The organism is Enterobacter sp. Res13-Sevr-PEC09-46 (genome assembly GCF_015672585.1).
GTDB lineage: Bacteria > Pseudomonadota > Gammaproteobacteria > Enterobacterales > Enterobacteriaceae > Enterobacter > Enterobacter hormaechei_C.
Window position 1 is genome coordinate 238,757 of the sequence record NZ_JADABR010000017.1, and the last position, 14,415, is coordinate 253,171.

12 protein-coding genes are annotated in these 14,415 nt (G+C 55.2%); all 12 read left to right on the forward strand.

Features of this window, described 5'->3' with window-relative positions; all coding sequences use genetic code 11:
- Positions 1–808 precede the first annotated feature (808 nt).
- The 12 genes from lrhA to nuoL all read left to right on the forward strand — a co-directional run bounded on the left by lrhA (position 809) and on the right by nuoL (position 14,249).
- Entirely contained in the window at positions 809–1,747 is a 939-nt protein-coding gene (lrhA, locus tag IMQ56_RS10500) for a transcriptional regulator LrhA (RefSeq protein ID WP_017693002.1), read from the forward strand.
- 631 nt (positions 1,748–2,378) lie between these two features.
- A complete protein-coding gene (gene nuoA, locus IMQ56_RS10505; protein ID WP_003861475.1) occupies positions 2,379–2,819 on the forward strand; it encodes an NADH-quinone oxidoreductase subunit NuoA in 441 nt (146 codons plus the stop codon).
- 15 nt (positions 2,820–2,834) lie between these two features.
- Positions 2,835–3,509, forward strand: a complete 675-nt coding sequence (gene nuoB / locus IMQ56_RS10510) for an NADH-quinone oxidoreductase subunit NuoB (RefSeq protein ID WP_003861482.1) — start codon at positions 2,835–2,837, stop codon at positions 3,507–3,509.
- A gap of 89 nt (positions 3,510–3,598) precedes the next feature.
- Positions 3,599–5,401, forward strand: coding sequence for an NADH-quinone oxidoreductase subunit C/D (nuoC, locus tag IMQ56_RS10515; RefSeq protein WP_003861484.1), 1,803 nt, complete (start codon positions 3,599–3,601; stop codon positions 5,399–5,401).
- A gap of 2 nt (positions 5,402–5,403) precedes the next feature.
- Positions 5,404–5,904, forward strand: coding sequence for an NADH-quinone oxidoreductase subunit NuoE (gene nuoE / locus IMQ56_RS10520; RefSeq protein WP_006176513.1), 501 nt, complete (start codon positions 5,404–5,406; stop codon positions 5,902–5,904).
- Entirely contained in the window at positions 5,901–7,238 is a 1,338-nt protein-coding gene (gene nuoF, locus IMQ56_RS10525; RefSeq protein ID WP_003861487.1) for an NADH-quinone oxidoreductase subunit NuoF, read from the forward strand. Before nuoE ends, nuoF begins: the two co-directional genes overlap by 4 nt.
- A 54-nt stretch (positions 7,239–7,292) precedes the next feature.
- Positions 7,293–10,016, forward strand: coding sequence for an NADH-quinone oxidoreductase subunit NuoG (gene nuoG, locus IMQ56_RS10530; protein ID WP_003861488.1), 2,724 nt, complete (start codon positions 7,293–7,295; stop codon positions 10,014–10,016).
- Positions 10,013–10,990, forward strand: a complete 978-nt coding sequence (nuoH, locus tag IMQ56_RS10535) for an NADH-quinone oxidoreductase subunit NuoH (RefSeq protein ID WP_003861490.1) — start codon at positions 10,013–10,015, stop codon at positions 10,988–10,990. The genes nuoG and nuoH overlap by 4 nt, the downstream gene beginning before the upstream one ends.
- 14 nt (positions 10,991–11,004) lie before the next feature.
- Positions 11,005–11,547 carry an NADH-quinone oxidoreductase subunit NuoI gene (gene nuoI / locus IMQ56_RS10540; protein WP_003861491.1) on the forward strand — a complete coding sequence of 181 codons (543 nt, stop codon included), beginning with the start codon at positions 11,005–11,007 and terminating at the stop codon, positions 11,545–11,547.
- A gap of 10 nt (positions 11,548–11,557) precedes the next feature.
- Positions 11,558–12,112, forward strand: coding sequence for an NADH-quinone oxidoreductase subunit J (gene nuoJ, locus IMQ56_RS10545; RefSeq protein ID WP_003861493.1), 555 nt, complete (start codon positions 11,558–11,560; stop codon positions 12,110–12,112).
- A complete protein-coding gene (nuoK, locus tag IMQ56_RS10550; RefSeq protein WP_003861496.1) occupies positions 12,109–12,411 on the forward strand; it encodes an NADH-quinone oxidoreductase subunit NuoK in 303 nt (100 codons plus the stop codon). The genes nuoJ and nuoK overlap by 4 nt, the downstream gene beginning before the upstream one ends.
- Positions 12,408–14,249 carry an NADH-quinone oxidoreductase subunit L gene (nuoL, locus tag IMQ56_RS10555; RefSeq protein ID WP_003861497.1) on the forward strand — a complete coding sequence of 614 codons (1,842 nt, stop codon included), beginning with the start codon at positions 12,408–12,410 and terminating at the stop codon, positions 14,247–14,249. Before nuoK ends, nuoL begins: the two co-directional genes overlap by 4 nt.
- Positions 14,250–14,415: the final 166 nt, after the last annotated feature.

Sequence of the window (14,415 nt, forward strand, 5' to 3'; positions counted from 1 at the left end):
GTGATCGCTTACTCTAACGACGGAGTGATTTTGTGCCTGAATTTATCGTGATAAAGAGGGTTGTTGGGTTGTTTGTGCTAAAAATTTCATATAAAGATGAATATTATTCTGGAATAAATAAAAAGACGATTCTGGCTGATGCATTAGTCCCCCTGAGTGACCATTCGTAAAACCTGAATGCTGAGATACCGATTGCCATATTAGCAAAGCCAGGTTAAAAGTTACTCATGTGAAATTAATGTTAAGGGTTATTAATGAATGGCCTGAATCTAAATTAAACTTTATTTATTATTAACGACGAAAATGCAACTTTCGTTAATTTTAATAAAAAGAGTGTAGTTGCTTATCATTGGCGGTAAATCCTTAATATTGCAATAAGACTTATAAATATAGTGGATTTGGGTTAAGATGTGTTTCGGGAATGCAGCATAGCGATAGGCCTGTTACGTATATCGGATACTGCTTTCCTGTATTAATCGATTGTTATTGTTAAAATTATCTCTGGCTGATTGGGTAAGTCACATCTTGCTACGTTGCCAACGCTGCGATATAGATGGCAGAAAACATGTCTTACTCTTTATGGTATTAACATCGACCTGCAAACAACGAAATATCCTGGACGCAAGAGAATAAAAATAACGTCATGAAACGTGATTTCTGACTGGTGATATACCGCAGTACAATAACTATCTGTCAGGCAGTCTGCCGGGCCGGGATGCGAGGGAAACTCTTCAGAAGGAATTGCTTAACTGTTACACACAGCTTCAACCCGGGCAGCTCCGCACGAGCAACCTGAAAGTGAAAAGATATGATAAATGCAAATCGTCCGATAATGAATCTCGACCTCGATCTGCTGAGAACGTTTGTTGCGGTCGCCGATCTCAACACTTTTGCAGCAGCTGCTGCCGCCGTTTGCCGTACCCAGTCCGCCGTGAGTCAGCAAATGCAGCGGCTGGAACAACTGGTTGGTAAAGAGCTTTTTGCGCGTCATGGACGTAATAAGCTTTTAACAGAACATGGTATTCAGCTTCTGGGTTATGCCAGAAAGATACTGCGCTTTAATGATGAAGCCTGTATGTCATTAATGTTTAGCAACCTTCAGGGAGTGTTAACATTAGGGGCGTCAGATGAATCAGCAGATACCATTTTACCCTTCCTTCTCAACCGAATTAGCTCGGTTTATCCGAAGCTTGCCCTGGACGTTAGCGTTAAACGCAATGCTTTCATGGTTGAGATGCTGAAAGAAAACGAGGTTGACCTGGTGGTCACCACGCATCGACCTGGCCAGTTTGACAGCCTGACGCTGCGTACTTCTCCAACGCACTGGTACTGTGCCGCGGAGTATGTATTGCAGAAAGGTGAGCCGATACCCCTGGTCCTGCTGGACGATCCGAGTCCGTTCCGCGATATGGTGCTGGCTGCGCTCAACGAAGCCGGTATTCCATGGCGCCTGGCGTACGTGGCGTCAACCTTGCCCGCAGTGCGAGCGGCGGTGAAGGCCGGGCTTGGCGTAACGGCCCGTCCGGTGGAGATGATGAGCCCCGATCTGCGTGTGCTGGGTCAATCCGAGGGACTCCCGTCGTTGCCGGATACGGAGTACCTGCTGTGCCATAACGCCGCCAGCAACAACGAGCTGGCAAAAGTGGTGTTCGAGGCAATGGAAAACTACCACAATCCATGGCAGTACGCGCCTGTTACTCCCGAAGGAGGGGACGACTCCCTGATCGTGGAAGGGGATTTTGAGTGATCATTCCCTCAAAATTCTCGTAACAAAATGTAAGTGCAAAAAAGAGCCACTCGCATGATTTTTTCCTGCGAGTGGTTTTTTTTGCTATTCATAACCGTGAATGGAGCAGGGATAAAGCAAATACCGCTTATTTATCAATGCAGAAAATGTTTTTGGTTAATATGTAAACAATACCTGTTCTAACTTACCTCATACCCCGCCGATGTTAAAAAAACAGGAAATATGTTGCTGTTTTTTTGATTGAATTAACAAAAGCGTGTCTCAGATCAAGAAAATACTCCCATTTGGGGGGAGGAATCGTTGGCAAATCCTGTCAAAATAGGAGGGTTATTTTTTTTACTTCCAAAACGGACACGATTCAACAAGATGCATTTGACGGAAAGTCATGTACCCACCAGGGTTAAAGGGCACCAAATGTTAATGAGAATCGCACGTTGTAATTTAATGTGAAGAAACCTTTGTTAAAGTTGACAAAAGGTTATAGAAAGGAGTAAAAAACCCCATCATTTTGCTGTCTATGTCTCATTTCTGACAGTTAGTGTAAGGTTATTTTGTTCCTCCCCATGAATCGATGTGATGCCCATCTGCCAGCAAGAGCAGTGTCGTCGGTATCACTTTTGATGAGTAAGCAATGAGTATGTCAACATCCACAGAAGTCATCGCTCATCACTGGGCATTCGCAATCTTTCTTATTGTAGCCATTGGCCTGTGCTGCCTGATGTTAGTCGGCGGCTGGTTCCTGGGCGGTCGCGCCCGCGCAAGGCACAAAAACACACCTTTCGAATCAGGTATTGATTCAGTAGGTACCGCTCGCTTACGCCTGTCTGCCAAGTTCTACCTGGTAGCCATGTTCTTCGTCATTTTTGACGTGGAAGCGCTTTACCTCTTCGCGTGGTCTACCTCCATTCGCGAAAGTGGTTGGGTGGGCTTTGTCGAGGCCGCAATTTTCATTTTAGTGTTACTGGCCGGTCTGGTTTATCTGGTGCGTATTGGCGCGCTGGACTGGACACCTGTGCGTTCACGCCGTGAACACATCAACCCGGAAAACAGTATCTCTAATCGTCAGCAGTAACAGCGAGGCAATAAGATGGATTATACGCTCACCCGCATAGATCCTAACGGTGAGAATGACCGTTACCCCCTGCAAAAACAGGAGATCGTAACCGACCCCCTGGAGCAAGAAGTCAACAAAAGCGTGTACATGGGCAAGCTCGAACATGCCATGCACGACATGGTCAACTGGGGTCGTAAGAACTCCATCTGGCCATACAACTTTGGCCTTTCTTGCTGCTACGTTGAAATGGTGACGTCATTCACTGCGGTGCATGACGTTGCGCGTTTTGGGGCCGAGGTACTGCGTGCTTCTCCACGTCAGGCTGACCTGATGGTGGTGGCCGGGACCTGCTTTACCAAGATGGCACCGGTTATTCAGCGTCTTTATGACCAGATGCTGGAGCCAAAATGGGTTATCTCCATGGGCGCATGTGCAAACTCCGGCGGTATGTACGACATTTATTCCGTTGTGCAGGGCGTTGATAAGTTCATTCCGGTGGATGTGTACATCCCGGGCTGCCCGCCGCGTCCAGAGGCCTATATGCAGGCGCTGATGCTGCTCCAGGAGTCAATTGGTAAAGAACGCCGCCCGCTTTCATGGGTTGTTGGCGATCAGGGTGTCTATCGCGCGAACATGCAGTCTGAGCGCGAGCGTAAACGTGGTGAACGTATTGCCGTCACCAACCTGCGTACGCCTGACGAAATTTAATTTGCGCCTGTGGGCCTGGAGAACACCTTCGCATATCACTACTCAAATAGCGCGAAGCCAGGCTTAACAGTCACCACGGACCATTTGCAATGGTGAACAATATGACCGACTTAACCGCGCAAGAAGCCGCCTGGCAGACCCGGGATCATCTCGATGACCCCGTCATTGGCGAACTGCGCAACCGTTTTGGGCCGGATGCCTTTACTGTTCAGGCCACCCGCACCGGGGTACCCGTTGTTTGGGTGAAGCGTGAGCAATTACTGGAAGTTGTCGATTTCCTCAAGAAATTGCCAAAACCTTACGTCATGCTGTTTGACTTACACGGCATGGACGAACGTCTGAGAACGCACCGCCAGGGTCTCCCTGCTGCGGATTTTTCCGTTTTCTACCACCTGATCTCAATAGACCGCAACACGGATATCATGCTCAAGGTGGCATTGTCTGAAAACGACATGCATCTGCCGACGATCACCAAACTTTTCCCGAACGCCAACTGGTACGAGCGTGAAACCTGGGAAATGTTCGGCATGACCTTCGACGGTCACCCGCATCTGACGCGCATCATGATGCCGCAGACCTGGACCGGCCACCCGCTGCGTAAAGACTACCCGGCACGCGCCACCGAATTCGACCCGTTTGAGCTGACCAAAGCCAAGCAGGATCTGGAGATGGAAGCGCTGACCTTCAAGCCGGAAGACTGGGGCATGAAGCGCGGCACCGAAAACGAGGACTTCATGTTCCTCAACCTCGGTCCAAACCACCCGTCTGCGCACGGTGCATTCCGTATTATTCTTCAGCTTGACGGCGAAGAGATTGTCGACTGCGTGCCTGACATCGGCTATCACCACCGTGGTGCCGAGAAGATGGGCGAGCGTCAGTCCTGGCACAGCTACATTCCGTACACCGACCGTATCGAATACCTCGGCGGCTGCGTGAACGAAATGCCATACGTGCTGGCCGTTGAGAAGCTGGCAGGCATCACCGTCCCGGATCGCGTTAACGTGATTCGCGTGATGCTGTCTGAACTGTTCCGTATTAACAGCCACCTGCTGTACATCTCCACGTTCATTCAGGACGTCGGCGCGATGACGCCGGTCTTCTTCGCCTTTACCGATCGTCAGAAAATCTACGATCTGGTGGAAGCGATTACCGGTTTCCGTATGCACCCGGCCTGGTTCCGCATCGGCGGTGTGGCGCACGATCTGCCGCGCGGCTGGGACCGCCTGCTGCGTGAATTCCTCGACTGGATGCCGAAACGTCTGGCGTCTTACGAGAAAGCCGCGCTGCGTAACTCCATCCTGAAAGGCCGTTCTCAGGGCGTTGCTGCCTACGGCGCGAAAGAAGCGCTGGAGTGGGGAACCACAGGTGCAGGTCTGCGTGCGACGGGTATTGATTTCGACGTGCGTAAAGCCCGTCCTTACTCTGGTTACGAGAACTTCGACTTTGAAGTCCCGGTTGGCGGCGGCGTATCCGACTGCTATACCCGCGTGATGCTGAAAGTGGAAGAGCTGCGCCAGAGCCTGCGCATCCTTGAGCAGTGCCTCAACAACATGCCGGAAGGCCCGTTCAAGGCGGATCACCCGCTGACGACGCCGCCACCGAAAGAGCGCACGCTGCAACATATCGAAACCCTGATCACCCACTTCCTGCAAGTTTCCTGGGGCCCGGTCATGCCGGCACAGGAATCCTTCCAGATGATTGAAGCGACCAAGGGTATCAACAGCTACTACCTCACCAGCGACGGCAGCACCATGAGCTACCGCACCCGCGTGCGTACGCCAAGCTTCGCGCACTTGCAGCAGATCCCGGCCGCCATTCGCGGCAGTCTGGTCTCCGACCTGATTGTGTATCTGGGTAGTATCGATTTTGTTATGTCAGATGTGGACCGCTAATTATGCACGAGAATCAACAACCACAAACCGAGGCTTTTGAGCTGAGTGAAGCAGAGCGTGCCGCCATTGAGCACGAGATGCACCACTACGAAGACCCGCGTGCGGCGTCCATTGAAGCGCTGAAAATCGTACAGAAACAGCGTGGTTGGGTGCCGGATGGGGCGATCTACGAGATCGCAAAAGTGCTGGGCATTCCGGCAAGTGACGTAGAAGGCGTAGCCACGTTCTACAGCCAGATCTTCCGTCAGCCGGTAGGCCGCCATGTGATCCGCTACTGTGACAGCGTGGTCTGCCACATCACCGGTTATCAGGGCATTCAGGCTGCGATTGAGAAGAAACTCAATATCAAGCCGGGCCAGACCACCTTCGACGGACGCTTTACTCTGCTGCCAACCTGCTGCCTGGGTAACTGCGACAAGGGGCCGACCATGATGATTGATGAGGACACTCACAGCCATCTGACGCCGGAAGCGATTCCTGACCTGCTGGAGCAGTACAAATGAAAACTGTAATTCGTACTGCTGAGACGCATCCGCTGACCTGGCGTCTGCGTGATGACAAACAGCCGGTCTGGCTCGACGAATATCAGAGCAAAAACGGCTATGCCGGCGCGCGTAAAGCCCTTGGCGGCATGGCGCCGGACGACATCGTTAACGCGGTGAAAGAGTCTGGCCTGAAAGGCCGCGGCGGCGCGGGCTTCTCCACCGGTCTGAAGTGGAGCCTGATGCCGAAAGATGAATCCATGAACATCCGTTACCTGCTGTGTAACGCCGATGAAATGGAGCCGGGTACCTATAAAGACCGCCTGCTGATGGAACAGCTGCCGCACCTGCTGGTTGAAGGCATGCTGATCTCCGCGTTCGCGCTGAAAGCGTACCGTGGCTATATCTTCCTGCGCGGTGAATACATCGAAGCGGCTGAAAACCTGCGTCGCGCGATTGCCGAAGCCACTGAAGCCGGTCTGCTGGGTAAAAACATCCTGGGCACCGGGTTTGACTTCGAGCTGTTCGTGCACACCGGTGCCGGACGTTATATCTGCGGTGAAGAAACCGCGCTGATTAACTCCCTGGAAGGCCGCCGCGCGAACCCGCGCTCCAAGCCACCGTTCCCGGCAAGCTCCGGCGTGTGGGGTAAACCGACCTGCGTCAACAACGTCGAAACCCTGTGCAACGTCCCGGCGATCCTCGCGAACGGCGTGGAGTGGTATCAGGGCATCTCCTCAAGCAAAGATGCCGGTACCAAGCTGATGGGCTTCTCCGGTCGCGTGAAGAACCCTGGCGTCTGGGAGCTGCCGTTCGGCACCACCGCACGCGAAATTCTTGAAGACTACGCCGGCGGCATGCGCGATGGCCTGAAATTCAAAGCCTGGCAGCCGGGTGGGGCAGGGACGGACTTCCTGACCGAAGCCCACCTTGACCTGCCAATGGAGTTCGAAAGCATTGGTAAAGCAGGCAGCCGTCTGGGTACCGCGCTGGCGATGGCCGTCGACCATGAGATCGGCATGGTATCCCTGGTGCGTAACCTGGAAGAGTTCTTCGCCCGCGAGTCCTGCGGCTGGTGTACACCGTGCCGTGATGGTCTGCCGTGGAGCGTGAAGATCCTGCGTGCTATCGAACGTGGCGAAGGCCAGCCTGGCGATATCGAGACACTTGAGCAACTGTGTCGATTCTTAGGGCCGGGTAAAACCTTCTGTGCCCACGCACCGGGCGCCGTCGAGCCGCTGCAAAGCGCGATTAAATATTTCCGCGACGAATTCGAAGCAGGCATCAAGCAGCCGTTCAGCAATACCCATTCGATCAATGGTATTCAGCCGAACCTGCTGAAAGCGCGCTGGTAAAAACAGAATTTTGATTAACGCTCGGTTTCGGCCGAGCCAACTGGAAGCATGCTAATGGCTACGATTCATGTAGACGGCAAAGAATACGAAGTCAACGGGGCGGACAACCTGCTGGAAGCTTGTCTGTCTCTTGGCCTCGATATTCCGTACTTTTGCTGGCATCCGGCGCTGGGCAGCGTCGGTGCTTGCCGCCAGTGTGCGGTGAAGCAATATCAAAACGCGGAAGACACGCGTGGTCGCCTGGTGATGTCCTGTATGACGCCAGCCGCCGAAGGCACCTTTATTTCGATTGATGACGAAGAAGCCAAACAGTTCCGTGAAAGCGTGGTGGAGTGGTTGATGACCAACCACCCGCACGACTGTCCGGTGTGTGAGGAGGGCGGTAACTGCCACCTTCAGGATATGACCGTCATGACCGGTCACAGCTTCCGTCGCTATCGCTTTACCAAGCGTACCCACCGTAACCAGGATCTGGGGCCGTTCATCTCTCACGAAATGAACCGCTGCATCGCCTGCTACCGCTGCGTGCGTTATTACAAAGATTATGCAGACGGACAGGATCTGGGCGTATATGGCGCGCATGACAACGTCTACTTCGGTCGTCCGGAAGACGGTACGCTGGAAAGCGAATTCTCCGGTAACCTGGTAGAAATCTGTCCGACCGGCGTATTCACGGATAAAACCCACTCTGAACGTTACAACCGTAAATGGGACATGCAGTTTGCGCCAAGCATATGCCAGCAGTGCTCCCTTGGCTGTAACACCAGCCCGGGTGAACGTTACGGCGAACTGCGTCGTATCGAAAACCGTTACAACGGTACCGTTAACCACTACTTCCTCTGCGACCGCGGTCGTTTCGGCTATGGCTATGTGAACCTGAAAGACCGTCCGCGTCAGCCGGTACAGCGCCGTGGCGATGACGTCATTACCCTCAACGCCGAGCAGGCGATGCAGGGCGCGGCGGATATTCTGCGTCAGTCGAAGAAAGTGATCGGCATCGGTTCCCCGCGCGCCAGCATCGAAAGCAACTTCGCGCTGCGCGAGCTGGTTGGGGCGGAAAACTTCTACACCGGTATCGCCCAGGGCGAGCAGGAACGTCTCCAGCTGGTGCTGAAAGTGCTGCGTGAAGGCGGCATTCATACGCCTGCGCTGCGCGAAATCGAATCCTATGATGCGGTTCTGGTGCTCGGTGAAGACCTGACGCAGACTGGCGCACGCGCGGCTCTGGCGGTTCGTCAGGCGGTGAAAGGCAAAGCACGTGAAATGGCAGCGGCGCAGAAAGTGGCTGACTGGCAGATTGCGGCCATTCTCAACATCGGTCAGCGCGCGAAGCATCCTCTGTTTGTGACTAACGTCGACAACACTCGTCTGGACGATATCGCCGCGTGGACCTACTGCGCGCCGGTTGAAGATCAGGCGCGCCTCGGCTTTGCCATTGCCCACGCGCTGGACAGCAACTCGCCGGCCGTTGAACTGGATCGCGACCTGCAAAACAAGGTCGACGTGATTGTTCAGGCACTGGCGGGGGCGAAGAAACCTCTGATTATTTCCGGTACCAACGCCGGTAGCGCTGAAATCATTCAGGCCGCAGCGAACGTTGCCAAAGCCCTGAAGGGCCGTGGCGCTGACGTCGGTGTGACCATGATTGCCCGTGCGGTGAACAGCATCGGTCTGGGTATGATTGGCGGCGGCTCGCTGGAAGACGCGTTAAGCGAACTGGAATCCGGTGCCGCTGACGCCGTTGTGGTGCTGGAAAACGACCTGCATCGCCATGCTTCTGCCGCTCGCGTTGACGCCGCGCTCTCCAGAGCGCCGCTGGTGATGGTTATCGACCATCAGCGCACCGCGATCATGGATAAAGCGCACCTGGTTCTCTCTGCGGCAAGCTTCGCAGAAAGCGACGGGACGGTGATCAACAACGAAGGCCGCGCCCAGCGTTTCTTCCAGGTTTATGACCCGGCCTACTACGACAGCAACACTGTGATGCTGGAAAGCTGGCGCTGGCTGCACTCTCTGCACAGCACCGTGCAGAGCCGTGAAGTGGACTGGACGCAGCTCGACCACGTTATCGACGCGGTTGTTGAGAAACTGCCTCAGCTGGCGGGTATTAAAGACGCCGCGCCTGACGCAAGCTTCCGCATTCGCGGCCAGAAACTGGCGCGTGAGCCGCACCGCTACAGCGGTCGTACCGCGATGCGCGCCAACATCAGCGTGCACGAACCGCGTCAGCCGCAGGACAAAGACACCATGTTTGCCTTCTCGATGGAAGGGAACAACCAGCCGTCTGCGCCGCGTTCGCAAATCCCGTTTGCATGGGCACCGGGCTGGAACTCCCCGCAGGCATGGAACAAGTTCCAGGCTGAAGTGGGCGGTCACCTGCGCCACGGCGATCCGGGCGTGCGTCTGATTGAAGCCTCCGAAACCGGTCTGGACTTCTTCACCACCGTTCCGGCGAGCTTCCAGGCGCAGGAAGGTCACTGGCGTATTGCACCGTACTACCATCTGTTCGGTAGCGACGAAATGTCCCAGCGTTCTCCGGTATTCCAGCAGCGTATGCCGCAGCCGTACATCAAGCTCAACCCGGCGGATGCCGCGAAGCTTGGCGTTAACGCGGGTGCGAACATTGCCTTTAGCTACGACGGCCAGACAATCAGCCTGCCGCTGATTATTTCTGAACGCCTGTCAGCAGGGCAGGTGGGTCTGCCGATGGGTATGCCTGGCATCGCGCCGGTCCTGGCGGGTGCGCATCTTGATAACCTTCAGGAGGCAAAAGCATGAGTTGGTTAACGCCGGATCTTATCGACATCCTGCTGAGCATTCTGAAAGCGGTTGTGATTCTGCTGGTGGTCGTCACCTGCGGCGCGTTCATGAGCTTTGGTGAACGTCGTTTGCTCGGTCTGTTCCAGAACCGTTACGGACCGAACCGCGTGGGCTGGGGTGGTTCACTCCAGCTGGTCGCGGACATGATCAAGATGTTCTTTAAAGAGGACTGGGTTCCGCGCTTCTCGGACCGCGTGATCTTTACGCTGGCGCCGATGATTGCCTTCACCTCGCTGCTGCTGGCGTTTGCTATCGTTCCGGTCAGCCCGACCTGGGTGGTGGCTGACCTGAACATCGGCATTCTGTTCTTCCTGATGATGGCAGGCCTCGCGGTTTACGCGGTGCTGTTCGCAGGCTGGTCCAGTAACAACAAATACTCGCTGCTGGGTGCGATGCGTGCTTCCGCGCAGACGCTGAGCTACGAAGTGTTCCTGGGTCTCTCCCTGATGGGCGTGGTGGCGCAGGCCGGTTCATTTAACATGACCGACATCGTCAACAACCAGGCCGACATCTGGAACGTTATCCCGCAGTTCTTTGGGTTTATTACCTTTGCCATCGCGGGCGTGGCGGTGTGTCACCGTCACCCGTTTGACCAGCCAGAAGCCGAACAGGAACTGGCCGACGGTTACCACATTGAATATTCCGGTATGAAGTTCGGTCTGTTCTTCGTGGGCGAGTACATCGGTATCGTCACCATTTCCGCGTTGATGGTAACGCTGTTCTTTGGTGGCTGGCATGGCCCGTTCTTACCGCCGTTCATCTGGTTCGCGCTGAAAACCGCGTTCTTCATGATGATGTTCATTTTGATTCGCGCAGCGTTACCGCGTCCGCGTTATGACCAGGTAATGTCCTTCGGCTGGAAAGTGTGCCTGCCGCTGACGCTCGTCAACTTGTTGGTAACGGCGGCTGTCATTCTCTGGCAGCAGCCATAAGGGGCTTTGAGATCATGACCTTAAAAGAATTATTGGTAGGTTTCGGCACCCAGGTACGCAGTATCTGGATGATCGGCCTGCATGCGTTTGCCAAACGCGAAACCCGGATGTACCCGGAAGAGCCGGTATATCTGCCGCCGCGCTACCGTGGACGTATCGTGCTGACGCGCGACCCGGACGGTTCCGAGCGTTGCGTTGCCTGTAACCTGTGTGCGGTAGCGTGTCCGGTGGGCTGTATCTCTCTGCAAAAAGCAGAGACGGTAGACGGCCGCTGGTACCCTGAGTTCTTCCGCATCAACTTCTCACGCTGCATTTTCTGCGGTCTGTGTGAAGAAGCGTGCCCAACCACGGCGATTCAGCTGACTCCAGACTTCGAGCTGGGTGAGTACAAGCGTCAGGATCTGGTGTACGAGAAAGAGGATCTGCTGATTTCCGGTCCGGGCAAATACCCGGAATATAACTTCTACCGGATGGCGGGTATGGCAATCGACGGCAAAGATAAAGGCGAAGCAGAGAACGAAGCTAAGCCTATCGACGTCAAGAGCCTGTTACCGTAAGGAGAGGGCAATGGAATTCGCTTTTTATATCTGTGGCCTTATCGCCATCCTGGCTACGCTGCGAGTGATCACGCACACCAATCCGGTGCATGCGCTGCTGTATTTAATCATTTCGCTGCTGGCTATTTCCGGGGTGTTCTTTGCGCTGGGCGCGCACTTCGCTGGTGCGCTGGAAATCATCGTCTACGCCGGGGCCATCATGGTGCTGTTTGTGTTCGTGGTGATGATGCTGAACCTGGGCGGCTCTGAAATTGAGCAGGAACGTCAGTGGTTAAAACCGCAGGTGTGGATTGGTCCGGCAATTTTGTCGGCCATCATGCTGGCGGTGATTGTTTACGCCATTCTGGGCGTCAACGACCAGGGTATCGACGGGACGCCAATCAGCGCGAAAGCCGTGGGGATCACCCTGTTTGGTCCGTACGTTCTGGCGGTTGAGCTGGCCTCAATGCTGCTGCTGGCGGGTCTGGTTGTGGCCTTCCACGTTGGCCGCGAAGAGCGTGTCGGCGAGGTGCTGAGCAACCGCACTGACGACCGCGCGAAAAGAAAAACGGAGGAACGCGCATGATCCCCTTAACACATGGACTGATCCTCGCTGCGATTTTATTCGTTCTGGGCTTAACCGGTCTGGTTATCCGCCGCAATCTGCTGTTTATGCTGATCGGTCTGGAAATCATGATCAACGCTTCCGCGCTGGCCTTTGTGGTCGCCGGTAGCTACTGGGGCCAGACCGATGGTCAGGTGATGTACATTCTCGCCATCAGCCTCGCGGCTGCTGAAGCGAGTATTGGCCTGGCGCTGTTGCTACAGCTCCATCGTCGCCGCCAGAACCTGAACATCGATTCAGTAAGTGAGTTGCGTGGATGAACATGCTTGCCTTAACCATTATTTTTCCGCTGATTGGCTTCGTGCTGCTGGCGTTTTCTCGCGGCCGCTGGTCTGAGAATCTGTCTGCCACCGTGGGCATTGGCTCTATCGGCCTGGCTGCGCTGGTCACAGCGTATGCGGGTATCGACTTCTTTAACAATGGACGTCAGGCCTACAGCGTACCGCTGTGGAACTGGATGTCGGTCGGTAACTTCAACATCGGTTTCAACCTGGTGCTGGATGGTCTGTCTCTGACCATGCTCTCCGTGGTCACCGGCGTCGGCTTCCTGATCCACATGTTCGCCTCCTGGTACATGCGCGGTGAAGAGGGATACTCCCGCTTCTTCGCCTACACCAACCTGTTTATCGCCAGCATGGTGGTTCTGGTGCTGGCCGATAACCTGCTGCTGATGTATCTGGGCTGGGAAGGCGTGGGTCTGTGTTCTTACCTGCTGATCGGTTTCTACTACACCGATCCGAAGAATGGCGCAGCGGCCATGAAAGCGTTCGTCGTGACCCGTGTGGGTGACGTGTTCCTCGCTTTCGCGCTGTTCATTCTCTACAACGAACTGGGCACGCTGAACTTCCGCGAAATGGTGGAACTGGCGCCGGCGCACTTCGAAGCAGGCAACAACATGCTGTGGTGGGCAACGCTGATGCTGCTGGGTGGCGCTGTGGGTAAATCCGCGCAGCTGCCGTTGCAGACATGGCTGGCCGACGCGATGGCGGGTCCAACCCCTGTCTCCGCGTTGATCCACGCCGCGACCATGGTCACCGCCGGTGTCTACCTGATTGCGCGTACCCATGGCCTGTTCCTGATGACCCCGGAAATTCTGCATCTAGTGGGTATTGTCGGTGCGGTTACGCTGGTGCTGGCTGGCTTTGCCGCGCTGGTGCAGACCGACATCAAACGCGTGCTCGCGTACTCCACCATGAGCCAGATTGGCTACATGTTCCTGGCGCTGGGCGTTCAGGCGTGGGACGCGGCCATTTTCCACCTGATGACGCACGCGTTCTTTAAAGCGCTGCTGTTCCTCTCATCCGGTTCGGTGATCCTGGCCTGCCACCACGAGCAGAACATCTTCAAAATGGGCGGACTGCGTAAGTCCATCCCGCTGGTTTATGTCTGCTTCCTGGTAGGCGGCGCGGCGCTGGCGGCACTGCCGCTGATCACCGCGGGCTTCTTCAGTAAGGACGAAATCCTGGCGGGCGCCATGGCGAATGGTCATATCAATCTGATGGTTGCGGGTCTGGTCGGTGCGTTTATGACCTCCCTGTACACCTTCCGTATGATTTTCATCGTCTTCCACGGTAAAGAACAAATTCACGCTCACGCAGGGAAGGGGATTACCCACCACCTGCCGCTGATTGTGCTGCTGGTCCTGTCCACCTTCGTTGGCGCGATGATTGTGCCACCGTTGCAGGGCGTACTGCCGGCGACAACCGAGCTTGAGCACGGTCGCGTTCTGACGCTTGAAATCACCTCCGGCGTAGTGGCTATCGCGGGCATCCTGATTGCCGCATGGCTGTGGCTGGGCAAACGCACGCTGGTGACTGCCGTTGCCAACAGCGCGCCGGGCCGTCTGCTGGGCACCTGGTGGTACAACGCATGGGGCTTCGACTGGCTGTACGACATGATCTTCGTGAAGCCGTTCCTGGGCATTGCGTGGCTGCTGAAGCGCGATCCACTGAACAGCCTGATGAATATCCCGGCGATCCTCTCCCGCTTTGCAGGTAAAGGCCTGCTGTTCAGCGAGAACGGTTATCTGCGCTGGTATGTGGCGTCCATGAGCATCGGTGCGGTTGTCGTACTGGCGCTGCTGATGGTGTTGCGTTGATTTTGAGTTAGCGGGGATTGTCGGGTGGCGCTAGCGCTTACCCGACCTACGGACCGTAGGCCCGGTAAGCGAAGCGCCACCGGGCAAAAGGCCCCGCACTCAAACGTGAATTTTGTCGAATTCGTTGAAAATCGGTCCCTGAGGGACTTTAACAAGGAATAAAAAT